Raw genomic sequence first — 23,108 nt, forward strand, 5'->3', positions numbered from 1 at the left:
CGCTCCCGCGCGGACCGCACCACACACGTCCTGCCCCACGACGATCCGCCTCCGCCGCACGGGGGAGACGTCAGCCCTCCAGCTTCAGCACGACCTCGTCGATCTCCTCGCCGCGCGCCTGCGCGTAACCACGCTCCCGGGCGCGCACCCGGAATCCGCACCGCTGGAGCACGCGCAGCGACCCGGCGTTGTCGGCCGCCGCGCGGGCGTACAGCGGGCGTTCGGGGACCTCGGCGAGCAGGGCGCGCAGGGCGGCCGTGGCCACGCCGCGCCCCCAGTACGCACGGTCCACCCAGTAGGTGACCTCGCGCTCGCCGGGCTCGCCGTACACCGCCGCGTTCCCCACGACGTCACCGTCGAGCAGCACCGTGCGGGCGTGCACGTCGGGGGAGGAGCGCTGGCGCTGCCAGCGGGCCTCGAAGGCGGACCAGTCGGCCGGGTCCTCGGGGGTGAACGCGGCCATCCACAGGGACTCGGGGTCGTTCAGCTGCCGGTAGAAGACCGGCAGGTCGCTGTCGTGCACCGGACGGAGTGCCACCTTCACGGTCAGAGCCTCCGCGTCGCCAGGGTCAGCCGGTCCCGGGCGTCGAACAGGGCGTCCTTGACCATCTGTTCGTGCGCGGGGGTGAGCCGGGCCACCGGGATCGAGCAGCTGATCGCGTCGCGGGCCGGGGTGCGGTACGGGATCGCCACGCCGAAGCAGCGCAGCCCCAGCGTGTTCTCCTCGCGGTCGACGGCGTACCCCTGCTCCCGCACCTGGTGCAGCTCCTCGATGAGCTTCTCCCGGTCGGTGATGGTGTTCTCGGTGAGCGCGGGCAGCGTCTCCGGGAGCATCTTGCGGACCTGCTCGTCGCTGTACGTGCTCAGCAGGGCCTTGCCCAGAGAGGTCGAGTGGGCGGGGAGGCGCCGGCCGACCCGGGTGAACGGGCGCAGATAGTGCTGGGACTGGCGGGTGGCCAGATAGACCACGTTGGTGCCGTCCAGGCGGGCCAGGTGGATGGTCTCGGTGGTGTCGTCGGAGAGCCGGTCCAGGGTCGGCCGGGCGACCGCGACGACTTCGTCGCCGTCGATGTACGAGGTGCCGACCAGCAGCGCCCGCACCCCGATGCCGTAGCGCGTGCCGGTCGCGTCGGTCTCCACCCAGCCCAGTTCGACGAGGGTGCGCAGCAGCATGTACAGGCTGGACTTGGGGTACCCGACGGCCTCCTGGACCGATGCGAGGGAGTGCATCCCGGGGCGTCCGGCGAAGTACTCGAGGAGTTCGACCGTCCGTACCGCCGACTTGACCTGCGCCCCGCCGCCCGTCTCGCCTGCCGACATCGCCCTTGACCCCTTCGTTCGACGGGAAATAGTCTCCGACATGCGTATTCATCATCAGAGACAGCGTTCAGTATATCGAACGACCCTGGTGGATGACCCAGTGGATGACCCAAATACTGCGGCAATACATGTGTGGAGGGACCCGCGGTGGCAGCAGCACCAGTCTGGAGTGTCGACCCCCGTACCGGGAAGCAGCGTGAACAGGTTGCGGTGGAGGCCACAGCCCAGGAGGTGGACGCCGCCGTCCGCGCCGCGCACGAGGCCCGCGGCGCGCTGACGGACCGCACGGTCCGCGCCGCCTTCCTGCGCACCGCCGCCGGCCGGCTGGAGGCCGCCAAGGACCGGCTCGTCGAGACCGCCGACGCCGAGACCGCGCTCGGCCCGGTCCGGCTGACCGGCGAACTCGCCCGCACCTGCTACCAGCTGCGGGCCTTCGCGGACATCGTCGACGAGGGCGCCTTCCTCGACGTCGTCATCAACCACCCCGACGACACGGCCACCCCGCCCATCCCCGACCTGCGCCGCTACAAGGTCCCCCTGGGCGTCGTCGCCGTCTACTCCGCCTCCAACTTCCCCTTCGCCTTCTCCGTCGCGGGCGGCGACACCGCGAGCGCGCTGGCCGCGGGCTGCCCGGTCGTCGTCAAGGCCCACCCCGACCACCCGGCGCTGTCCGAACAGGTCGCCGGGGTGCTGCGGGAGGCCGCCGCCGAGCACGGCATCCCCGTGGGCGTGTTGGGGCTGGTGCACGGCTTCCAGGCGGGCATCGAACTGATCAAGCACCCGCTGGTCGCCGCGGCCGGGTTCACCGGTTCCGTACGAGGCGGCCGTGCCCTCTTCGACGCGGCGGCCGCCCGTCCGGTGCCCATCCCCTTCCACGGTGAGCTGGGCTCCCTCAACCCGGTCCTCGTCACCGAGGCCGCGGCGGCCGAGCGCGCGGAGGCGATCGGCACCGGGCTCGCGGGCTCGATGACGCTGGGCGTCGGTCAGTTCTGTGTGAAGCCGGGTCTGGTCCTCGCGCCGGCCGGTGACGCCGGCGACCAGCTCGTCAAGTCGCTCACGGACGCGGTGAGCGCCGTCGACGCCGGAGTGCTGCTCGACCACCGGATGCGGGACAACTTCGTCGCCGGGGTCGCCGAGCGGGCGGAACTCCCGGACGTCGAGGCGCCGGTGACGCCGGGCGCGGGCGGGGAGCACACCGTCGCCCCGGGCTTCCTGACCGTGCCGGCCGGGAAGCTGGCGGAGGAAGGGGAGCACGACCTGCTGCTGGAGGAGTGCTTCGGGCCGGTGACGGTCGTCGCCCGCTATCAGGACCCCGACGAGGCCAAGGCCGTGCTGTCCCGGCTGCCCGGCAACCTCACGGCGACGGTTCACCTGTCGGCGGAGGAGGCCGCCGGTGCGGGGCGGGGCGCGGAACTCCTGGCCGAGCTGACGCCGCTCGCCGGGCGTGTGCTGGTGAACGGCTGGCCGACGGGTGTCGCGGTGGCGCCCGCCCAGCATCACGGTGGGCCGTACCCCGCGACGACTTCGACGTCCACGTCGGTGGGCGGGACCGCGATCGAGCGGTGGCTGCGGCCTGTTGTCTATCAGGGGACGCCTGCGGCGCTGCTGCCGCAGGAGCTTCGGGACGAGAATCCGCTGGGGCTGCCCCGGCGGTTCAACGGGGTGCTGGAGCGGTAGCGCCGTAGGGGTGCGGTGTGCTTCGGGGTGCGGGTTGTGTGTGGCTTGTCGCGCCCACGCGGCGGAGCCGCATATCGATACAGCCCCGCACCCCTTGCGCCTCCCGGCTGAAACCGCGCCCGCCGGAGTCGCGTCCTCCCCTGCATGATCAGCAATCGTGTCGGCGCCGCCCCGGTGATCCGTACCGCCGTGCCCGCCGAGACCGAGACCCTCGTCGCGCTGCACGCCCGCGCCCGGGCCACGTACTACCCGGACGGGATCCCCGACGACGGCACCGACTGGTCCGCCGCCTGGCGGGCCGCCGTCGAACGGCCGGACGGGCATGTGCTGTGCGCCGTGGAGGGCGGGCGCGTGGTCGGGCTCGCCTCCTTCCGGACGCCGGAGGGCGCCGGCGCGGAGACGGTCGAACTGTTCCAGTTCCACGTCGATCCCGATCACTGGCGGACCGGTGTCGGAACGGCTCTGCACGCCGCCTGCGTCGAGCAGTGGCGGGCCGACGGCCGGCGCACGGCCGTACTGCGGGTGCATGGGGACAACGCGCGCGCCCAGGCCTTCTACGCCCGGCAGGGCTGGGTGCCCGATCCCGGGAGCGAGCCCGGACACCATCTGCGGCTGCGGTTCGCGGTCGGCGGGGAATGAATCCGGCCGGTTGAAGGTTCACGTACTTTCGCGGAGGGAGTCTCCGTGCCGAGTACGGATGAGCTGGAGAGCCGAGAAGATGCGCGTCGAGATCTGGAGCGACATCGCCTGTCCCTGGTGCTATGTGGGCAAGGCCCGCTTCGAGAAGGCGCTGGCGGCCTTCCCGCACCGGGATGAGGTCGAGGTGGTGCACCGGTCGTTCGAGCTGGACCCGGGGCGGGCCAAGGGGGACACCGGGCCGGTCATTCCGATGCTGGCGCGCAAGTACGGCATCTCCGAGGCGCAGGCCGAGGCCGCCGAGGACAACCTGGGCGCCCAGGCCGCCGCCGAGGGCCTGGCCTACCGCACCCGCGGCCGGGACCACGGCAACACCTTCGACATGCACCGGCTGCTCCACCACGCCAAGGAGTACGGCCGCCAGGGCGAGCTGATCCAGCTGCTGTACGAGGCCAACTTCGCCGAGGAGCGGTCCGTCTTCGACGACACCGAGCGGCTGGTGGAGATCGCCGTCGCCGCCGGGCTGGACGCCGAGGGGGTCCGTGCCGTGCTCGCCGACCCCGAGGCCTACGCCGCCGAGGTCCGCGCCGACGAGCAGGAGGCCGCCCAGCTGGGTGCCACCGGTGTGCCGTTCTTCGTCCTCGACCGGAAGTACGGCATCTCCGGCGCGCAGCCCGCCGAGGTCTTCGGCCAGGCCCTCCAGCAGGCCTGGGGAGAGCGTTCGCCGCTCACCCTCATCGACCAGGGGGACGCCGACGCGTGCGGTCCGGACGGATGCGCGGTGCCTCAGCCGTCGTAACGGCAGCTGACGGCGGCCAAGCCGCAGGTCGGGGCTGATCCATAAGCGTCTCTTAGAGAAACTGCGAAAAAATTCGCAATGGACGAGAGAACGTTCCGGGCCCACAGTGGAGCCATGGAGATCTCCGCGAGCGCCTTCGACGACCTCGTCCGTGCCGAGTTCAGCCCCAAGTCCACTTTCCTGAACACCGCGAGCAACGGCCTGCTGCCCGCCCGCACCGTCACCGCCCTGCACGAGGCGGCGCTGCTGCGGGCCGAGGGCAGGCCGCTGACCTCGCTGTACGAGGACGTCGAGGCCTGCCGGGCCGCCTTCGCCCGGCTGGCCGGCGTCCCGGCCGCGCGGGTCGCCGCCGGCGCGTCGGTCGCCGCGCACACCGGGGTGATCGCCGCCTCGCTGCCCGCCGGCGCCGAAGTCCTCACCGCCGAGGACGACTTCACCTCCGTGCTGAACGCCTTCCACGTCCGCGGCGACCTCAAGGTCCGCACGGTCCCGCTGGAGCGGATCGCCGAGTCCGTCCGCCCCGGCACCGCGCTCGTCGCGGTCAGTGCCGTCCAGTCGGCCGACGGGCGGATCGCCGACCTGGCCGCCCTGCGCGAGGCGGCCCGCACCCACGGGGCGCGCACCTACGTCGACTTCTCCCAGGCGGCCGGCTGGCTGCCGATGGACGCCGACGCCTACGACTTCTCCGTCTCGGTGTCCTTCAAGTGGCTGCTCGGCCCGCACGGCACGGCCTTCCTCGTCGTCCCGGAGGACTTCGGCGGGCTCACCCCGCTGCTGGCGGGCTGGGTCGCGGCGGAGAAGCCGTGGGACAGCTGCTACGGGCCGGTGGCCGAATACGCCCACAGCGCCCGGCGGTTCGACCTCACCCACGCCCTCTTCACCTTCGCGGGCCTGCGCCGCTCCCTCGACCTGATCGAGGAACTCGGCGTGTCCGCCGTCCACGCCCACGACGTGGCGCTCGCCGACCGGTTCCGGGCCGGGCTCGCGGCGCTCGGCCACGAGCCCGTGCCCGCTCCCGGATCGGCGATCGTCTCGGTGCCCGGCCTCGGCTCCCGTCAGCCGGAGCTGAGCGAGGCGGGCATCGAGGTCTCCAACCGCGCGGGCAACCTGCGCGCGGCCTTCCACCTGTACAACACGGCCGCCGACGTGGACCGTCTGCTGGACGCGCTGTCCGGCTGACCGGTCCGGTCAGCGCACCGGTGTGAAGTCCCGCGCCCCGATGCTGTGTTTCCCGGGGGCAACCCCCGGACCCCCGGCCGGGTTCACCGGACCGGCGTGAAGTCCCGCGCCCCGATGAACTCCGGCCGGCGCACGGGCGCGGCGAACGGCTCCACCGCCGCGTTCTCCACGCTGTTGAACACGATGAAGACGTTGCTGCGCGGGAACGGCGTGATGTTGTCGCCGGAGCCGTGCATGGCGTTGCAGTCGAACCAGGTCGCCGAGCCGGCCTTCCCGGTGAACAGCCGGATGCCGTACTCGGAGGCCAGCTTGGTCAGCGCCTCGTCGGACGGCGTGCCCGCGTCCTGCATCTGGAGGGACTTCTTGTAGTTGTCCTTCGGCGTGGCACCCGCGCAGCCCAGGAAGGTCTTGTGCGACCCGGGCATGATCATGAGTCCGCCGTTGGTGTCGTAGTTCTCGGTCAGCGCGATCGAGACGGACACCGTCCGCATGTTCGGCAGACCGTCCTCAGCGTGCCAGGTCTCGAAGTCGGAGTGCCAGTAGAAGCCGCTCGCGCCGAAACCGGGCTTGACGTTGATCCGCGACTGGTGGACGTACACGTCCGAGCCGAGGATCTGCCGGGCCCGGCCGACGACCCGCTCGTCGCGCACCAGGTTCGCGAAGACCTCGCTGATCCGGTGCACCTCGAAGACCGACCGGATCTCCTGCGACTTCGGCTCGACGATCGACCGCTCGTCGGCGCGGATCGCCGGATCGGTGATCAGCCGCTCCAGTTCCTGCCGGTAGACGGCGACCTCGTCCTCGGTGATGAGCTGGTCGACGGCGAGGAAGCCGTCGCGCTCGAACGCCTGGAGGCCGGGCGCCGCGATCGGACCGGGGGTGTCCGGGGCGCCCCAGACGACCGGGTCCTGACGCGGGATCAGCGCCTCGCTGGTGCCTCGGGTCGGGTAGAGATCGGTGACGGTCGTGTTCGTGGTGGTGGTCATGGGGTTCTCACACCTCCTCGGGTTCGGTGAGCAGGGGGTAGACGCCGTTCTCGTCGTGGTCCTCCCGGCCGGTCACCGGCGGGTTGAACACGCAGACGCAGCGGAAGTCCTCCTTGACGCGCAGCGTGTGACGCTCGTGGCCGTCCAGGAGGTACATGGTCCCGGGCGTGATCGTGTAGCTCTGCCCGGTCTCGTGGTCGGTGAGTTCGGCCTCGCCCTCGACGCAGACGACGGCCTCGATGTGGTTGGCGTACCACATCGACGTCTCGGTGCCCGCGTAGAGGATCGTCTCGTGCAGCGAGAAGCCGACCCGCTCCTTGGCGAGGACGATGCGTTTGCTCTCCCACGTGCCGGACGCGGCCTTCACGTGCCGGTCGGTGCCTTCGATGTCCTTGAAGGAACGGACGATCATGGTCTTTCACAGCCTCCTGGCTAGGCGGTTTCACGGACGGCGCGGGCGAGCGTGGTCAGCCCCTCGTCCAGTTCGTCGGGGGTGATGGTGAGGGCGGGCAGCAGCTTGACGACCTCGCTCTCCGGGCCGGAGGTCTCGATCAGCAGCCCCAGCTCGAAGGCGCGGCGCGCCACCCGCTCGGCCCGGCCCTTGTCGTGGAACTCCAGGCCCCACACGAGCCCCCGGCCCCGGTACTCCTTGACGTCGGCCAGGTTCTCCTCGGTGACGGCGATCAGCGCCTGCTCGACCTGCTCGCCGCGCGCCCGGGTCTGCTTCTCCATGGCGGAGCCGTCGGTCCAGTACATCTCCAGGGCGGCGCTGGCCGTGACGAACGCCGGGTTGTTGCCGCGGAAGGTGCCGTTGTGCTCGCCCGGCTCCCAGACGTCCAGCTCCGGCTTGAACAGGCACAGCGACATCGGCAGCCCGTAGCCGCTGATGGACTTGGACACGGTGACGATGTCCGGCGTGATGCCCGCCTCCTCGAAGGAGAAGAAGGCGCCGGTACGGCCGCACCCCATCTGGATGTCGTCGACGATGAGCAGCATGTCCTGCCGCGCGCACAGATCGGCGAGCGCCCGCAGCCACTCCGGGCGGGCCACGTTGATGCCGCCCTCGCCCTGCACGGTCTCCACGATCACGGCGGCCGGCTTGTTGAGCCCGGAGCCCTGGTCCTCCAGCAGCCGCTCGAACCACAGGAAGTCCGGCACCGTGCCGTCGAAGTAGTTGTCGAACGGCATGGGCGTGCCGTGCACCAGCGGGATGCCCGCGCCGGCCCGCTTGAAGGCGTTGCCGGTCACGGCGAGGGAGCCGAGCGACATCCCGTGGAAGGCGTTGGTGAACGACACGATCGCCTCGCGCCCCTTCACCTTCCGCGCCAGCTTCAGCGCGGACTCCACGGCGTTGGTGCCGGTCGGGCCCGGGAACATGACCTTGTACGGCAGGTCGCGCGGGCGCAGCACCAGGTCCTGGAAGGTCTGCAGGAAGGTGCGCTTGGCGGTGGTCGACATGTCGAGGCCGTGGGTGACGCCGTCCCGCTCCAGGTAGTCGAGCAGCGCCCGTTTCAGTACCGGGTTGTTGTGGCCGTAGTTCAGCGAACCGGCCCCGGCGAAGAAGTCGAGGTACTCGTGGCCGTCCTCGTCGTACATACGGCTGCCGTGCGCCCGGTCGAAGACGGTGGGCCAGCCGCGGCAGTAGCTGCGCACCTCGGACTCCAGGGTCTCGAAGACGCTCAGGTCGGGCTGGGTGATGGTCACGACGAATCGCTCCTCAGTGCGAGAGGTGGGGGGTCAACGGGCCGATGCGGTACAGGACTTCGGGGTCGTGCGGGCCGTCCGGGAACAGGGGCGTGTCGAACACGACCTCACGCTCCACGCGGGCGCCGTGCCGGGCGGCGAAGGAGGTGAACAGCCGCTCCGAGGCGGTGTTCCCCGGGGTGATCGTGGTCTCCACGCAGATCACCTCGTGCTCCGCGGCCACCCGGGCGGCCAGCCCGTCCAGCAGCCGGGCCGCGATCCCGCGGCCGCGGTGCGCGGCGTCCACGGCCACCTGCCACACGAGCAGGGTCCGCGGACGGTCCGGCCGCAGATACCCGGTGACGAACCCGATGGGCTCCCCGTAGCCGTCGCGCGCCACCGCGGAGGTCGCGGCGAAGTCCCGGCACCACAGCAGATAGCTGTAGGAGGAGTTCAGGTCGAGGGTTCCGGATTCCTTGGCGAGCCGCCAGAAAGCGGCTCCGTCCGCCACCGACGGGCGGTCGATGTGCAGGTCTGCTGATGTGTCTGCTGGTGCGGCAGTCATGCGAATTGAATTTAGCGAGTGGAATTCAAAATTGCATGGCCGCAGGGGGTTGGGTGTGAAGGCGTCCTGTGTTATCACGCGGGCGCGTACGGTCGCGCGAGCTGGGTGCGCTATGTGCGGTTTTGCCCGTCACATACCGCGCAAAAGGGATGTGGTGTGGAACGCGTCACAGCCGCGTAACCCTCACGAGATCTGCCCGAATCACGCCTGTTCGCGTTCGCAGAATCTTTGCGTTTAGGGTCGGGGAAACGGGGCAGAAGAATACGGGAAGCTACCCCGGATTTGGTTTATATAAAGGACGGGAATTCAGTCTCCGGTAAACCCGTCAATATGTTCCCGAACGATGCACGCGTGGCCGTTGCGACGGCCCGGCCGCGGTCAGGCCCACGCACCCTCCGCCGCACGCCGAGCCGCCTCGAGATCCACCGTGACGCCCTGCTCGGCCAGCGCGGCGCCCAGCGCCGCGAGGCTCGCCTGCACCGCCCCCGGCGTCGCGTCGGGCCCGTAGTGGTTGACCCGGATCATCTCCTTGGCCAGGGCGCCGCCGCCCGCGGCCAGCGGCAGCGCGGGGTCGCTCGCGAGGGCGCGGCCGACCAGGTCCGAGGCGGGCACGCCCGCCGGGGCGCGCAGCGTCGTCGCCACGGGAGCCGCCTCCGCCGCCTGGTGGACGTACGGCTCCAGGCCCCCGCCGAGGGCCACCGCCCCCGCGCGGGCCGCCGCCGCGGCGGACCGGTGGCGGCCCATCACCGTCTCCAGGCCCTCCGCCTCGATCCGCTCGACGCACGCCTCCAGCGCCAGCATCTCCAGCTGCGCCGGCGCGTGCAGCAGCGCCTTGCGGCCGCCGTCGACCCAGCGCTCCTTCCAGTCCAGCAGGGAGAGGTAGGAGCGGCGCGGCGCGCGCGGGTTCGCCGCCATCCGGGCCCACGCCCGCTCGCTCACCGACACCGCCGACACACCCGCCGGGCCGCCCATCGCCTTCTGCGCCCCGATGACGCACAGGTCCACGCCCCACGCGTCCGGCAGCACCGGCTCGGCGCCGACGGAAGCGACCGCGTCCAGGTAGAACAGCGCGCCGTGCTCCCGGACCACCTCGCCGATCTCCGCGACCGGGTTGGTGTTGCCGGTCGCCGCCTCGGCGTGCACCAGGGAGACGAAGTCGATCTCCGGGTGCTCGGCGAAGGCCTCCCGGACCTGCTCGGCGGTCACCGCCGTGTGGAACGGCACGGCGAGGTCGTACACCGTCGCCCCGCAGTCGCGCAGCCAGTCCCCGAAGGTCTGCCCGTACGGCCCCGTGATCACGTTCAGCGCGGTCGTGCCCGGCCCGGCGGTGCCCCGGATCGCGCCCTCCAGCGGCAGCAGCGCCTCGCCCTGCATGATCACGACGTCCTGCCGGGTGTCCAGCAGCCGGGCGACCCGGTCCTCGATCGCGGCGAAGCGCGCGGCGGTCAGCGGGGGCAGGTCGAGGAAGGGGTGGGTCACGGCGGCGCTCTCTCAGGTCACTCTTCGCTCACGGGTGGACGCAGACGAGGGTAGCCGCGGCATGTCTCCCGGCCGCCCCCTGTCCCGCCCCCTGACCGCCCCCAGCGCCGACTTCTCAGGTCGAACCGCCCCACAGCCATCGGTTTGATTTGAGTGACCCAAACATTTCCTTATCATCGGAACGCACAGTTCCCTTAGGAGGTCCCCCGTGAACACCGTCCTCGGGCGCCGGGCCCGTTTCCTGGTCGCCGCCACCGCGACGGCCGGGCTGGTCCTCGTAGCCGGCTGCACGTCCAGCGACGACGGCGACGGCGGTACGAAGACCGCCGCCGGTGGTGTCGAACTGGTCAAGGCCGGTCAGCTCACCACCTGCACCCACCTGCCGTACCCGCCCTTCCAGTCGGAGATCGACGGCAAGGTGCAGGGCTTCGACGTCGCCCTGATCGACCTGGTCGCCGACGACCTGGGCGTGAAGCAGGAGATCCTCGACCAGCCGTTCGAGAACTTCAAGACGGGTGGCTCCCTCAACGCCGGCCAGTGCGACCTCGCCGCCGCCGGCATGACGATCACCGAGGAGCGCAAGAAGAACGTCGACTTCTCGGACCCGTACTTCAACGCCACCCAGGCGGTCCTCGCCGACAAGAAGAGCGGCATCGCCTCCTTCGCGGACCTCAAGGGCAAGAAGGTCGGCGCCCAGGCGCAGACCACCGGTGAGGACTACGCCAAGAGCAAGGGCCTCGACCCGGTCTCCTTCGAGTCCTCCGACGCCGTCCTGAACGGCCTGCGCACCGGCCAGGTCGACGCGGTCGTCATCGACTACCCGGTCGTCCAGGGCTGGCTGAAGGACAAGGCCAACGCCGACGCCTTCGAGATCGCCGACAACATCAACACCGGCGAGCAGTACGGCTTCACGGTGAAGAAGGGCAACGACAAGCTGCGCGAGGCCATCAACAAGGCCCTCGCGGACGCCAAGGCCGACGGGACGTACAAGAAGCTCTACGAGCAGTGGATCGGCCCGTACGACGAGTCCGCGGCCTCCCCGTCCGCCTCATGACGAGCCCGGACACCCCGGACACAGCACTCCAGCCGAAGAAGAAGGGCCTGACCCGGCGCCAGAAGCGCAGCCTGTCGCGCGGCGTCCAGTACGTCGTCTTCGTCGCGGCCGTGATCGCCTTCGCGGTCGCGGCCGACTGGGACCGGCTGCAGAACCAGTTCGCCCAGCGTGAGATCGCGGAGCAGATGTTCCCCGAGGTCATCACGCTGGCGCTGAAGAACACCGTGCTGTACACCCTGTCCGGCTTCGCCGTCGGTCTGGTGCTCGGCATGGTCATCGCGCTGATGCGGCTGTCGTCGGTCGGGCCGTACCGCTGGCTCGCGGGCGTCTACATCGAGATCTTCCGCGGCCTGCCCGCCCTGCTGATCTTCATCTTCATCGGCGTGGCCGTCCCGCTGGCCTTCCCAGGCACGGAGATCATCGGCGGCACGTACGGCAAGGTGGCCCTCGCGCTCGGCCTGGTCGCCGCCGCCTACATGGCGGAGACGTTCCGCGCGGGCATCCAGGCCATCCCGAAGGGACAGATGGAGGCGGCCCGCTCCCTGGGCTTCTCCCACGCCCGGGCGATGATCTCGATCATCCTCCCGCAGTCCTTCCGGGTCATCCTCCCGCCGCTCACCAACGAACTGGTCCTGCTCTTCAAGGACTCCTCGCTGGTGCTGTTCCTCGGTGTCACCCTGGAGGAGCGCGAGCTGTCCAAGTTCGGCCGGGACCTGGCCAGCCAGACCGCCAACTCCACGCCGATCCTCGTCGCCGGCCTGTGCTATCTGCTGGTCACGATCCCGCTCGGCTTCGTCGTGCGCCGTATGGAGGCGAAGGCCCAGGAGGCCGTGAAATGAGCCGCCCCGAGATCGAGATCCGCGACCTGCACAAGTCCTTCGGCGACAACCAGGTGCTGCGCGGCATCGACCTGGAGATCGCCCAGGGCGAGGTCGTCTGCGTCATCGGCCCGTCCGGCTCCGGCAAGTCCACGCTGCTGCGGTGCGTGAACCTGCTGGAGGAGCCGACCAAGGGCCAGGTGTTCGTCGGCGGTACGGAGGTCACCGACCCGGACGTCGACATCGACGCCGTACGCCGCCGTATCGGCATGGTCTTCCAGCAGTTCAACCTGTTCCCGCACCTCACCGTGACCGAGAACCTGACGCTGCCGCAGCGCCGGGTCCTCAAGCGGGACAAGGCGCAGGCCGCCCGGGTCGCCGCCGAGAACCTGGCCCGGGTGGGCCTGGCGGAGAAGGCGGACGCCTACCCGTCCTCCCTCTCCGGCGGCCAGCAGCAGCGCGTCGCCATCGCCCGCGCGCTGGCGATGGGCCCCGAGGTGATGCTGTTCGACGAGCCGACGTCGGCGCTCGACCCGGAGCTGGTCGGGGACGTCCTGGCCGTGATGCGCATGCTCGCGCGGGACGGCATGACGATGATGGTCGTCACCCACGAGATGACCTTCGCGCGCGAGGTCGCCGACCGGGTCGTCTTCATGGACGGCGGCGTGATCGTCGAGGACGGCGAGCCCGAACAGGTCATCACCCGCCCCGCCCACGACCGCACCCGCCACTTCCTCTCCCGCCTCCTCGACCCCGCGATGGCGGAGGTGGAGGAGGAGACCTCGGACCAGGTGGGGAAGTCCGACTAGCGGCTCACTAGGGTGCAGTGCATGAGCGATGGAGCGGTGCTGCACGTGAAGGGCCGGGTGCTCGTCTCCCCCGACGACATCCGGGACGAACTCTGGGTCGTCGACGGGCGGATCTCCTACGACCGTCCCGTCGGCGCCCGCGACGTGCGCACGGTGTCCGGCTGGGTGCTGCCCGGCCTGGTCGACGCCCACTGCCATGTGGGCCTCGACGCGCACGGCGCGGTGCCGCGCGACGTCGCCGAGAAGCAGGCGCTGACCGACCGGGACGCGGGCACCCTGCTGATCCGCGACGCGGGCTCGCCCTCCGACACCCGCTGGGTCGACGACCGCGAGGACCTGCCGAAGATCATCCGCGCGGGCCGGCACATCGCCCGCACCCGCCGCTACATCCGTAACTACGCCTGGGAGATCGAGCCGGAGGACCTCGTCGCGTACGTCGCCCAGGAGGCCCGGCGCGGCGACGGCTGGGTCAAGCTGGTCGGCGACTGGATCGACCGCGACCTCGGCGACCTCTCGGCGTGCTGGCCGCGCGAGGCGGCGGAGGCGGCGATCGCGGAGGCCCACCGCCTGGGGGCGCGGGTCACGGCGCACTGCTTCGCGGAGGACTCGCTCCGCGACCTCGTCGAGGCGGGCATCGACTGCATCGAACACGCGACGGGCCTGACCGAGGACCTCATCCCGCTCTTCGCGGACCGGGGCGTCGCGATCGTCCCGACCCTGGTCAACATCGCCACCTTCCCCAGGCTGGCGGACGGCGGCGAGACGAAGTTCCCCCGCTGGGCCGACCACATGCGCCGCCTGCACGCCCGCCGCTACGACACGGTCCGCTCCGCCTACGACGCCGGCATCCCGGTCTTCGTCGGCACGGACGCCGGCGGCTCCCTCGCCCACGGTCTGGCCGGCGCCGAGGTCGCGGAACTGGTCACCGCCGGCATCCCTGCCGTGGACGCGATCGCCGCCGGGACCTGGTCGGCCCGCGCCTGGCTCGGCCGCCCCGGCCTCGACGAGGGCGCCCCGGCCGACCTGGTGGTCTACGAGACGGACCCGCGCGCGGACGTACGGGTGCTGACGGCACCGCGACGGGTGGTGCTGAACGGACGGGTGATCGACTGAGGGACACCCGATTCGAAGAGACATGCGGCGAACCCCCGTTGGGGTGAACTCCCGTCGGATCGCTGACGGTTCACCCGCGGTACGAAATTCTTTCCGGGTCCCGAGCACGTCTCTCCAGGGAGTCCCACCTTGAACGGCACCACCCGCTTCCGCATGCCCGCACGCAGACTCGTCACGCTGGCGACCGCCACGGCCCTGGCCACCGGCCCGGCGGCCCTCGCTCACGCGACCCCCGACACCGGAGGCGAGGGCCGCGCCACCGCGGCGGTCCTGCGTACCGAACTGGACGTCTCGTTGTTGAACAAGACCGTGACCGTCCCCCTCGCGGTCTCCCTCAACGAGGTCCAGGCACCGCGGAGCGCGGAGAAGACCGCGCTGACAGCACGACTGGACGGCGTCGACGGCGGCAGGCCGTTCAGCGTGCTGCGCGCGGACGTGGCCCAGGCGAAGGCGACGGTGGGGAACGGCAAGGCGGAAGGCAGCACCCACCTCACCCACGCCCAACTCCACGTCCCCGGCCTGCCACTGCTGTCCCTCATCGAGGTGGAACAGGTCACGTCTGTGGCGACCTGCGAGGCGGGCAAGCCGCCGGTGGCCGACTCCAACCTGCTCGGCTCGGTGACGGCCCTCGGCAAGCGGGTCACCCTCACCACGGGCGGTACGACCGACGTCCAGGTACCGGGCGTCGGCGAGGTCCGCCTCGACCTGTCGAAACGCGAGACCACCTCCCGCACGGCCGCCGCCACCGCCCTCGAACTGACGGTCTCCGTCAACCCCCTGAAGCTCAACGTGGCCGAGGTCCAGGGCACGATCACCCTGGCGAAGGCCACTTGCGAGACCCCGCCGCCCACTCACCCGGCCGACCCGAGCCCCGCCCCCGACGTCAAACCCCAGGGCGCCCCCGCCCAGGCCGACCTCGCCGACACCGGCGGCAACTCGACGACCCCCTACCTGGCAGCAGCAGCGGTAGCCCTCCTGGCCACAGGAGCGGCAGCAGCCGCAAGGTCCCGCCGCCGAGGCTGACTTCCGGACCGACGGGACTCCACTCATCCCGTCCGGCACCTGAGGACGAGGCCGTTCAGGCCGACAGGGGTGCAGGGGGCGGGGCCCCGGTGGGGTTGCTGGGGACGGAGCCTGGTGGGGGTGGGGGCGGATCCCGGTGGGGGTGCTGGGGGCGGACCCTTGTGGGGGTGCGGGCGGATCCCGGTGGGGGTGCTGGGGGCCGAGCCCCGCCGGGGTCGAAGGGGTGGAGCCACTGATGGGGGTGCTGGGGGCGGAGCCCCCGGTGGGGTGCTGAGGCAGGACGCCCGGTGGGGGCGCTGGGGGCCGAGCCCCTGCCGGGCGGGGCGGAGCCAGCTGAGGGCGGCCCCCGGTGGGGGTGTTGGGGCAGGACCCCCGGTGGGGATGCTGAGGGCCGAGCCTCCGCCGGGGTCGGAGGGGCGGAGCCCCCGAGGGGGGTGCTGGGGGCGGAGCCCCAGCCGGGGTCGAAGGGGCGGAGCCCCTGAGGGGGGCTGGGGGCAGAGCCCCCGCCGGGGTTGAGGGGCGGAGCCCCCGGTGGGGTGCTGAGGCAGGGCCCCGGTGGGGATGCTGGGGGCCGAGCCCCTGCCGGGGTCGGAGGGGCGGAGCCCCTGAGGGGGATGCTGAGGGCCGAGCCTCCGCCGGGGTCGGAGGGGCGGAGCCCCCGAGGGGGGTGCTGGGGGCGGAGCCCCCGCCGGGGTTCAGGGGCGGAGCCCCTGGCGGGGGCGAAGGGGCGGAGCCCCTGGGGATGGGAATGGGTAGGGGCGGCGGGGGCGAGGAACCGCGGCCTCAGCCACCCACCAGGGCCCGCCCCCACGCGTCCAGCAACCGATCCACCGTCCCCCGATCCCGCACCGCCACCCGCAGCCACTCCTCGCCCAGCCCGGGGAACGTGTCCCCGCGCCGCACGGCGAAGCCGAGCTTCCGCAACCGGTGACGCACGGCGGCAGCCTGCGGCAGGCGGACCAGGACGAACGGCCCCTCCGCAGGGGACACCACCCGCAGCCCCGCCTCCGCGAACGCGCCGAGCCCCGCGACGAGATGCGCCCGATCCGCCGCGATGCGATGCGCCGCGTGGGCCGCCTCGGCCAGCGCCCGCGGCGCCACGCACGCCTCCGCCGCCACCAGCGCCGGCGTGGACACCGGCCACAGCGGCTGCGCCCGCTCCAGCTCCGCGATCGTCTCGGGCGCGGCGAGGACGTAGCCGATCCGCAGCCCGGCCAGGCCCCAGGTCTTCGTCAGGCTGCGCAGGACGATCAGTCCGGGCACATCCGTCCGCCCGGCCAGCGCCTCCCGCTCACCCGGCACCGCGTCCATGAACGCCTCGTCCACGACCAGCGTCCGCCCGGGCCGAGCGAGCCCGGCGATCGCGTCGGCGGAGTGCAGCACCGACGTCGGATTGGTCGGGTTCCCGATCACCACCAGGTCGGCGTCCTCGGGGACCAGCCCCGGCTCCAGCCGGAAACCGTCCGCCTCCCGCAGCAGCACCCGGTCGACCGAGTGCCCGGCGTCCCGCAGCGCCGCCTCCGGCTCCGTGAACTGCGGGTGCACCACGACCGGCCGCCGCACCTTCAGCGCCCGCGCCAGCAGCACGAACGCCTCCGCCGCGCCGGCCGTCAGCAGGACCCGCTCCACCGGCAGCCCGTGCCGCGCCGCCACCGCGGCCCGCGCCGCCCGCCCGTCGGGGTAGGCCGCCAGCCCGTCCAGCGAGCCGGCGATCACCTCCCGCAGCCACGCCGGGGGCGTGTCGGAGCGTACGTTCACCGCCAGGTCGGTGAGCGTCGAGCCGTCGTCGCGTACCTCCGCGTCACCGTGGTGGCGCAGGTCGTGCCCGTCGTCAGTGCGCATGGGTGTGTGCGTGCCCCCCGTGATGGTGATGACCGTGGCCGTGCCCGTGGTGGTGGCCGTCGTCGTCGGGGTGGAAGTGCGGCTGCTGCGGCATCCCCACCTTGTCCTCGAACCCCGGCAGCGCGATGCGGTACACGCACGAGTCGCAGTTCATCCGCAGATCGCCCTTCAGGGCCTCCTCGTACCGCTCCATCACCAGGTCCAGCAGCTCCGGCTCCGGACCGATGACGTCCGCCGACCGCACCTCGATCTCCGGGTGCGCCGCCGCCCAGCCCTCCGTCTGCTGCCGCACCCGGTCCGGCAGGATGCCGGTGAAGAGGAAGTACGGCAGGACCACGATCCGCTTCGCGCCCAGCCGCACGCAGCGGTCGAGCCCGCTCGGCACGTCCGGCGCCGCCAGCGACACGAACGCCGTCTCCACCCCGGCGTACCCGCGCCCCTCCCACAGCAGCCGCGCCGCCTTGTGCACCTCGGCGTTGGCGTCGGGGTCGGTGGACCCGCGCCCGACCAGCAGCACGGTCACGTCCGCCCGGTCCTCGGGGGTGCGCCCGGCACCGCCCAGCGCCTCGTCGAGCCGCCGCTCCAGCACCGACAGCAGCGAGGGGTGCGGGCCGAGCGGACGGCCGTAGGTGTACGAGATCCCCGGGTGCCGCTCCTTCTCGCGGGCCAGCGCCGCCGGGATGTCTCCCTTGGCGTGCCCGGCGGACACCAGCATCAGCGGTACGGCGGCGAACCGGCGTACGCCCCGCTCCACCAGCTCGGTCACCGCCTCGCCGAGCGGCGGCGGGGACAGCTCGATGAAGCCGCCCGCGACGGGCAGGTCGGGGTGGCGGCGCCCCAGCTCCCGGACGAAGTCGCGGAACGCCTCGGCTCCGGCATCGTCCCGGGTGCCATGGCCGGCGATGAGCAGGGCGGGCGGCGGGGTGGTCACGGTTTCTCCTCGGAGTATGAAGTGGGGTGGTACAGCAGGGCGTTGAGCGCGGCGGCGGCGACCGCCGAGCCGCCCTTCTCGGACACGTTGCTCACGGCGGGCAGCCCGCTCTCGCGCAACGCGGCCTTGGACTCGGCCGCGCCGACGAAACCGACGGGCAGACCGATGACGAGCGCCGGATCGGCATCCAGCGTGAGCAGTTCCTCCAGGGCGGTCGGCGCACAGCCGATCACCCACAGCGCGCCCGGCCCGACCTGCTCGTACGCCAGCCGCATGGCGTGCGCGGAGCGGGTCAGGCCGCCGGGACCGGCCTTCGCGTCCTTCAGACGGCAGACCGTCTCCCGCCGGGTGATCCCGGCGGCGACCATCTCGACGTCCACGACGACGGGCGCCCCGGCGTGCAGCGCGGCGTACGCCTTCTCCAGCGCGGCCTCGTCCGTGACGAGGTCGGTGGCGTAGTCGAGGTCGGCGGCGGAGTGGATGACCCGCTCCACCACCGCCCGGGTCAGCGGCGGGAAGTGCGAGGTGTCCAGGCGGGCGCGCAGCCGCCGGAAGGACTCCTGCTCGATCGGGTGGACCACACGGTTCACTTGGCGTCCTCCTCGGAAAGCCCCGACAGCTCCGATGCCTGCCAGCGGTAGCCGCGCGGCGTCACCATGCGCCCCGCGATCTCCCGGGTCGCCGTGTTGCCCACCGTCACGACCGTCATCATGTCGACCGTCGCCGGGTCGAGTTCGCCCAGCGTCGTCAGCCGGCTCGACTCGTCCGGCCGCGAGGCGTTCCGTACGACACCCACCGGCGTCGTCGGCTCCCGGTGCTCGGCGAGGATCGCGAGCGCCTTCGGCAGCTGCCAGTCGCGGCCGCGCGAACGGGGGTTGTAGAAGGTCACGACGATGTCCGCCTCCGCCGCCGCCCGCACCCGCCGCTCGATGACCTCCCACGGCGTGTGCAGGTCCGACAGGCTGATGGACACATGGTCGTGGCCCAGCGGCGCGCCCAGGATCGCCCCGGCCGCCAGCGCCGCCGTCACCCCCGGCACGCCGACGACGTCGATGTCGTCCGACGCCTCGGCGAGCGCGGGGGAGGCCATGGCGTACACCCCCGCGTCCCCGCTGCCGATCAGCGCGACCGCCTGCCCCTTGCGGGCCTCGGCGACCGCCGTCCGCGCTCGCTCCTCCTCGGCGCCGAGACCGGACTCCAGGATCCGGGTGCCGGGCCGCAGCAGATCGCGGATCTGGTCGACGTACTGGTCGAGCCCGACGAGCACCGACGCCCGCTCCAGTTCGGCCTTGGCGCGCGGGGTGAGCAGGTCCCGGGCGCCCGGCCCGAGCCCGACCACCGCGAGCCGACCGCGCCCGGGCCGCCGTACGACCGCACAGGTCGCCATGGCGGGCCGCGCCGCCGACTTCCGCTTCGGTACGAGCAGTTCCCCGCCGCCGACCAGCGCTGCCGCCTCCGCCACCGACGGCGTGCCCACCGCGGCGAGCGGCGCGTCGGACGGGTTCGGCACCTCGACCCCGGCCAGCTCCTCGGCGGCGTACGTCACCAGCGGCACACCCAGCCGGGCCGCGGCCTCCACGATGCCGGGCTCCTCGGCCTTGGCGTCCACGGTGGCCAGCTCGGCGACGCTCGCCACCGACAGCCCCGCGTCCCGCAGCGCCTCCTCGACCAGCCCGAGCACCTCCTCGACGGGGGCGCCCTTCGACGCGCCGACCCCGACGACGAGCGTCGGCGGACGCAGCACCACCTCCCGCTCGCCGGGCTCCACCAGACGGTCCGTCACCCGGATCGCGTACGCCCCGTCCTCGGCGACCGGCAGCGGCGGCAGCGGCCACGCCACCTCCGCCCGCAGCGCCACCGGCTCGCCGTCGAGCAGCGCCCGCGACACGGCGGCGACCTCGCCCTCCACCGGCAGCCCGAGCGTGTCGAGGCCCGCGATGCCGACGGCGTCCGTCGCGGTCGTCACCACCGGCTCCGCGCCCAGCGCCGAACCCACCTCGCGGGCCAGCTCGTTGGCGCCGCCGCCGTGCCCGCCGACCAGCGACACGGCGTACCGCCCGCCCTCGTCGACGCAGACCACACCCGGGTCGGACGTCTTGTCGCCCAGCAGCGGCGCGATCAGCCGGACCGTCGCGCCCGTCGCCAGGAAGCACACCAGCTGCTCGCACTCGGCGAACGCCCGCCGCACGGCGTCCCCCACGGGTCCGTCGTACACGCGCGTGCGGTCCGGCCACGCCGCGGCCAGCCGGTCCCGCGCCGCCGCCCCCGCCGCGGTGGCGGAAATGAGGCCGATCACTGGACAACTCCTTCGGTACAGGCGGGACGCCGCTCGCCCCACAGCAGGAAAACGGGATTGGTCGCCGCGAGCCGGGTCACGTCCCCCGGCAACGGTGCGAGCCGGGACGACTGCAACAGCACCCCGTCGCAGGAGAACCCGGCGCTCGTCAGGGCCTCACGGGCGGCCGGCACCCGGTCCAGCGCGGCCATCGCGACGACCACGGCGCGCCGGGCGCGCCGCGCGCAGGCGGTGACGACGGCGGGCAGTTCGCGCCCGCCGCCGCCGACGAACACGGCGTCCGGGTCGTCGGCGAGGCCCGCCAGCGCGTCCGGCGCCGCGCCGTGCACCACGTGCACGTCCACGCCGTGCGCGGCGGCGTTGGCGCGGATCCGCTCCACCCCGTCGGCCGCCTTCTCCACGGCGACGGCCGCCGCGCCGAGCCGGGCGCACTCCACGGCCACCGAGCCGGAGCCCGCGCCGACGTCCCACACCAGGTCGCCGAGCCGGGGACCCAGCCGGGCCAGGGCCAGCGCCCGCACCTCGAACTTGGTGATCATCGAGTCGCGGTGCGCGAAGTCGCCCTCGTCCAGCGCCCAGCCGGCGGGCCCCGGCGCGGCACCGGCCACCGTACGCACCGCGCCCAGCGCCCGCGCCGGGTCCAGACACAGCACGACGCTCACCGCCGTACCCCAGTCCCGGGCCGCCGCCTCGGCGGGCGTCACCCGCTCCACGCGCTCCCGCTCCGGATCGCCCAGCGCGGACGCGACGACCAGGACCCGCCCGGTGTCCCGCAGCGCCGCGCCCAGCTCGGCCGGTCCGGCGCCCGGCCCGGTCAGCACCGCCACCTTGGGATGCGCCCGGCACACGTTCACCGCCGTACGCGGCTCGCGCCCGTGCGCGCTGACCACCACCGCGTCGTCCCACGGCAGGCCGACGCGCGCGAACGCGGCGGCCACCGAGGACACCCCGGCCCGCACGTCCAGCCGCTCCGCCCCGAACCGCTCGGCCAGCGCCCGCACGATCCCGAAGAACCCGGGGTCGCCCGAGGCCAGCACCACGACCGGCCGGTCCTTCGCGCCGTTTTCGAGGTATGCCTCCATCGCGTCCAGCGCCGCCGCCAGCGGCCCGAGCACGATCCGCTCGGCACCCTCCGGCAGCCGTACGGCGTCCAGGTGCCGCCGCCCGCCGACGACCAGGTCGGCCCCCGCCACGGCCTCCTCCGGCACGGGCGCCCCGGTCCCCGTCCCGATGACGGTGATCACTGCTGGGCACCCCGCGCGCGCAGCGCCCTGCGGGCCTCCGGGTCGGCCTTGCGGTACCCGTGGAAGTGCCCCGGGTGATACAGGTGCGAGCGGGTGCCGTGCGCGTCGAGGGCCGGGCCGACCAGGAACAGCGTGTGCTTCCAGAGCTTGTGCTCCTTGACCGTCTCCTCCAGCGTGCCGATCGTGCACTTCACGACCAGCTCCTCCGGCCAGGTCGCCTGGTACGCGACGACCACCGGCGTCGTCGTCGGATAGCCGCCCTCCAGCAGCTCCCGCACCAGCTGCCCGCTGCGCGCCGCCGACAGGAAGACCGCCATGGTCGTGCCGTGCTTGGCGAACTCGCGCACCTCCTCGCCGGGCGGCATCGGCGTCTTGCCGCCGCCCAGCCGGGTCAGCACCACGGACTGCGCGACCTCCGGGATCGTCAGCTCCCGCTGGGCGAGCGCGGCGACCGCGGAGAAGGACGAGACACCGGGCACGATCTCCGTCTCGATGCCGATCGCGTGACACCGGTCCAGCTGCTCCTGGGTGCCGCCCCACAGGGCCGGGTCGCCGGAGTGGATCCGGGCCACCTTGAGCCCTTCGGCGTGCGCCCGCTCGTAGACGGCGACCACGTCCTCCAGCGACATCGTCGCCGAGTCCAGGATCTGAGCGCCCTCCCGCGCGTGCTCCAGGACCTCCGCCTGGACCAGGCTCGCCGCCCAGATCACGATGTCGGCCTCGGCGATCGCGCGGGCGGCACGGAACGTCAGCAGATCGGCGGCGCCGGGGCCGGCACCGACGAAGGTCACCTTGCCGGTAGGGGTGTCGGCCATGGGGTCGGTTCCTCTCGTACGGGAGTTCAACGCGAGTTCAACGCGGGCCGGGTCGTACGTGCGCGACCCGGCGCCGATCGGATAGCAAGGGCACATGGCGGTGTTCGTCGCGCTCGGCGCGTTCCTGATGACGCTGGCCGGCGGCTGGACGGCGCAGCGCGTGACCGACCGCCGCCATCTGGTCCTGGGCCTGGCCGGCGGCCTGATGCTGGGCGTCGTCGGCCTGGACCTGCTGCCGGAGGCGCTGGAGGCGGCGGGCACCGAGGTGCACGGCGTACCGGCGGCCCTGCTGCTGTTCGTGGCCGGTTTCCTCGTAGCCCATCTGGTGGAACGTCTGCTGGCGGCTCGGCAGGCTGCGCACGGAGCCGAGGAGCACGACGGCCGGACGCCCGAGGTGGGCCTGACGGCCGCCGCCGCGATGGTCGGCCACAGCGCCATGGACGGCGTCGCCATCGGCGCGGCCTTCCAGGTCGGCCACGGCATGGGCGTCGCCGTCGCGCTGGCCGTCATCGCCCACGACTTCGCGGACGGCTTCAACACGTTCACGCTGACGACCGTCTACGGCAACGCCCGCCGGCGTGCCATCGCCATGCTGGTGGCGGACGCGGTCGCGCCCGTCGCCGGCGCGGCCTCCACGCTGCTGTTCACCATCCCCGAGCCCCTGCTCGGCGGCTACCTCGGCTTCTTCGGCGGCGCGCTGCTCTATCTGGCGGCGGCCGAGATCCTGCCCGAGGCCCACCACGAGCACCCCGCCCGCTCGACCCTGCTGTGCACGGTCGCGGGCGCGGGGTTCATCTGGCTGGTGGTCGGCATCGCCGAGTGACCGCCCGCGCGGACCA

At 72.8% G+C, this 23,108-nt stretch carries 23 protein-coding genes; 10 read left to right on the forward strand and 13 right to left on the reverse strand.

Going from position 1 to position 23,108, the window contains the following annotated elements; all coding sequences use genetic code 11:
• Nucleotides 1–70: 70 nt before the first annotated feature.
• Nucleotides 71–544 (reverse strand): GNAT family N-acetyltransferase, encoded by a 474-nt coding sequence (locus tag ACZ42A_RS33805; protein WP_468531130.1) that lies wholly within the window; start codon nucleotides 542–544, stop codon nucleotides 71–73.
• 2 nt (nucleotides 545–546) lie between these two features.
• On the reverse strand, nucleotides 547–1,320 hold the full coding sequence (locus ACZ42A_RS33810) for an IclR family transcriptional regulator (RefSeq protein WP_468531131.1): 774 nt from the start codon (nucleotides 1,318–1,320) through the stop codon (nucleotides 547–549).
• A gap of 147 nt (nucleotides 1,321–1,467) precedes the next feature.
• On the opposite strand from ACZ42A_RS33810, the gene ACZ42A_RS33815 reads away from it, so the two are divergent.
• From ACZ42A_RS33815 to ACZ42A_RS33830, 4 genes are all read left to right on the forward strand, one after another.
• The gene (locus ACZ42A_RS33815; RefSeq protein WP_468531132.1) at nucleotides 1,468–2,997 is read left to right on the forward strand and encodes an aldehyde dehydrogenase (NADP(+)); all 1,530 of its coding nucleotides are present in this window, start codon (nucleotides 1,468–1,470) and stop codon (nucleotides 2,995–2,997) included.
• A 144-nt stretch (nucleotides 2,998–3,141) separates the two neighbouring features.
• Nucleotides 3,142–3,636, forward strand: coding sequence for a GNAT family N-acetyltransferase (locus ACZ42A_RS33820; protein ID WP_468531133.1), 495 nt, complete (start codon nucleotides 3,142–3,144; stop codon nucleotides 3,634–3,636).
• Nucleotides 3,637–3,715: 79 nt separating this feature from the next.
• Nucleotides 3,716–4,432, forward strand: a complete 717-nt coding sequence (locus tag ACZ42A_RS33825; RefSeq protein WP_468531222.1) for a DsbA family oxidoreductase — start codon at nucleotides 3,716–3,718, stop codon at nucleotides 4,430–4,432.
• Nucleotides 4,433–4,546: 114 nt separating this feature from the next.
• Nucleotides 4,547–5,611, forward strand: a complete 1,065-nt coding sequence (locus tag ACZ42A_RS33830; RefSeq protein ID WP_468531134.1) for an aminotransferase class V-fold PLP-dependent enzyme — start codon at nucleotides 4,547–4,549, stop codon at nucleotides 5,609–5,611.
• Nucleotides 5,612–5,694: 83 nt separating this feature from the next.
• Here ACZ42A_RS33830 and thpD read toward each other — a convergent pair whose 3' ends face one another.
• The 5 genes from thpD to ACZ42A_RS33855 form a co-directional block, all read right to left on the reverse strand.
• The gene (gene thpD, locus ACZ42A_RS33835; RefSeq protein WP_468531135.1) at nucleotides 5,695–6,597 is read right to left on the reverse strand and encodes an ectoine hydroxylase; all 903 of its coding nucleotides are present in this window, start codon (nucleotides 6,595–6,597) and stop codon (nucleotides 5,695–5,697) included.
• Nucleotides 6,598–6,604: 7 nt separating this feature from the next.
• Complete coding sequence (locus ACZ42A_RS33840; protein ID WP_468531136.1) at nucleotides 6,605–7,009, reverse strand: ectoine synthase; 405 nt, start codon at nucleotides 7,007–7,009, stop codon at nucleotides 6,605–6,607.
• Between the two features lie 20 nt (nucleotides 7,010–7,029).
• Entirely contained in the window at nucleotides 7,030–8,301 is a 1,272-nt protein-coding gene (gene ectB / locus ACZ42A_RS33845) for a diaminobutyrate--2-oxoglutarate transaminase (RefSeq protein WP_468531137.1), read from the reverse strand.
• Between the two features lie 13 nt (nucleotides 8,302–8,314).
• On the reverse strand, nucleotides 8,315–8,845 hold the full coding sequence (ectA, locus tag ACZ42A_RS33850) for a diaminobutyrate acetyltransferase (RefSeq protein WP_468531138.1): 531 nt from the start codon (nucleotides 8,843–8,845) through the stop codon (nucleotides 8,315–8,317).
• Nucleotides 8,846–9,223: 378 nt separating this feature from the next.
• Nucleotides 9,224–10,324 (reverse strand): pyridoxal-phosphate-dependent aminotransferase family protein, encoded by a 1,101-nt coding sequence (locus ACZ42A_RS33855; protein WP_468531139.1) that lies wholly within the window; start codon nucleotides 10,322–10,324, stop codon nucleotides 9,224–9,226.
• A 208-nt stretch (nucleotides 10,325–10,532) separates the two neighbouring features.
• Here ACZ42A_RS33855 and ACZ42A_RS33860 point away from each other — a divergent pair, with 208 nt between their 5' ends.
• From ACZ42A_RS33860 to ACZ42A_RS33880, 5 genes are all read left to right on the forward strand, one after another.
• Nucleotides 10,533–11,378, forward strand: a complete 846-nt coding sequence (locus ACZ42A_RS33860) for a transporter substrate-binding domain-containing protein (RefSeq protein WP_468531140.1) — start codon at nucleotides 10,533–10,535, stop codon at nucleotides 11,376–11,378.
• A complete protein-coding gene (locus tag ACZ42A_RS33865; RefSeq protein WP_468531141.1) occupies nucleotides 11,375–12,217 on the forward strand; it encodes an amino acid ABC transporter permease in 843 nt (280 codons plus the stop codon). The genes ACZ42A_RS33860 and ACZ42A_RS33865 overlap by 4 nt, the downstream gene beginning before the upstream one ends.
• On the forward strand, nucleotides 12,214–13,005 hold the full coding sequence (locus ACZ42A_RS33870) for an amino acid ABC transporter ATP-binding protein (RefSeq protein ID WP_468531142.1): 792 nt from the start codon (nucleotides 12,214–12,216) through the stop codon (nucleotides 13,003–13,005). The genes ACZ42A_RS33865 and ACZ42A_RS33870 overlap by 4 nt, the downstream gene beginning before the upstream one ends.
• 21 nt (nucleotides 13,006–13,026) lie before the next feature.
• The gene (locus ACZ42A_RS33875) at nucleotides 13,027–14,118 is read left to right on the forward strand and encodes an amidohydrolase family protein (protein WP_468531143.1); all 1,092 of its coding nucleotides are present in this window, start codon (nucleotides 13,027–13,029) and stop codon (nucleotides 14,116–14,118) included.
• A 129-nt stretch (nucleotides 14,119–14,247) separates the two neighbouring features.
• Nucleotides 14,248–15,141, forward strand: a complete 894-nt coding sequence (locus ACZ42A_RS33880) for an SCO1860 family LAETG-anchored protein (protein WP_468531144.1) — start codon at nucleotides 14,248–14,250, stop codon at nucleotides 15,139–15,141.
• A gap of 783 nt (nucleotides 15,142–15,924) precedes the next feature.
• Here ACZ42A_RS33880 and cobC read toward each other — a convergent pair.
• The 6 genes from cobC to cobM are packed head-to-tail and all read right to left on the reverse strand — an operon-like array spanning nucleotide 15,925 to nucleotide 22,269.
• A complete protein-coding gene (gene cobC, locus ACZ42A_RS33885) occupies nucleotides 15,925–16,983 on the reverse strand; it encodes an Rv2231c family pyridoxal phosphate-dependent protein CobC (protein WP_468531145.1) in 1,059 nt (352 codons plus the stop codon).
• Nucleotides 16,973–17,914, reverse strand: coding sequence for a sirohydrochlorin chelatase (locus ACZ42A_RS33890; protein WP_468531146.1), 942 nt, complete (start codon nucleotides 17,912–17,914; stop codon nucleotides 16,973–16,975). The genes cobC and ACZ42A_RS33890 overlap by 11 nt, the downstream gene beginning before the upstream one ends.
• On the reverse strand, nucleotides 17,911–18,504 hold the full coding sequence (locus ACZ42A_RS33895) for a precorrin-8X methylmutase (protein ID WP_468531147.1): 594 nt from the start codon (nucleotides 18,502–18,504) through the stop codon (nucleotides 17,911–17,913). The genes ACZ42A_RS33890 and ACZ42A_RS33895 overlap by 4 nt, the downstream gene beginning before the upstream one ends.
• Entirely contained in the window at nucleotides 18,501–20,210 is a 1,710-nt protein-coding gene (gene cobJ, locus ACZ42A_RS33900) for a precorrin-3B C(17)-methyltransferase (protein ID WP_468531148.1), read from the reverse strand. The genes ACZ42A_RS33895 and cobJ overlap by 4 nt, the downstream gene beginning before the upstream one ends.
• Entirely contained in the window at nucleotides 20,207–21,454 is a 1,248-nt protein-coding gene (gene cbiE, locus ACZ42A_RS33905) for a precorrin-6y C5,15-methyltransferase (decarboxylating) subunit CbiE (RefSeq protein WP_468531149.1), read from the reverse strand. The genes cobJ and cbiE overlap by 4 nt, the downstream gene beginning before the upstream one ends.
• On the reverse strand, nucleotides 21,451–22,269 hold the full coding sequence (cobM, locus tag ACZ42A_RS33910) for a precorrin-4 C(11)-methyltransferase (protein WP_468531150.1): 819 nt from the start codon (nucleotides 22,267–22,269) through the stop codon (nucleotides 21,451–21,453). Before cobM ends, cbiE begins: the two co-directional genes overlap by 4 nt.
• A gap of 94 nt (nucleotides 22,270–22,363) precedes the next feature.
• Here cobM and ACZ42A_RS33915 point away from each other — a divergent pair, with 94 nt between their 5' ends.
• The gene (locus tag ACZ42A_RS33915; RefSeq protein ID WP_468531151.1) at nucleotides 22,364–23,092 is read left to right on the forward strand and encodes a ZIP family metal transporter; all 729 of its coding nucleotides are present in this window, start codon (nucleotides 22,364–22,366) and stop codon (nucleotides 23,090–23,092) included.
• Nucleotides 23,093–23,108 lie beyond the last annotated feature (16 nt).

It is taken from the genome of Streptomyces sp. NPDC030838 (genome assembly GCF_055572035.1).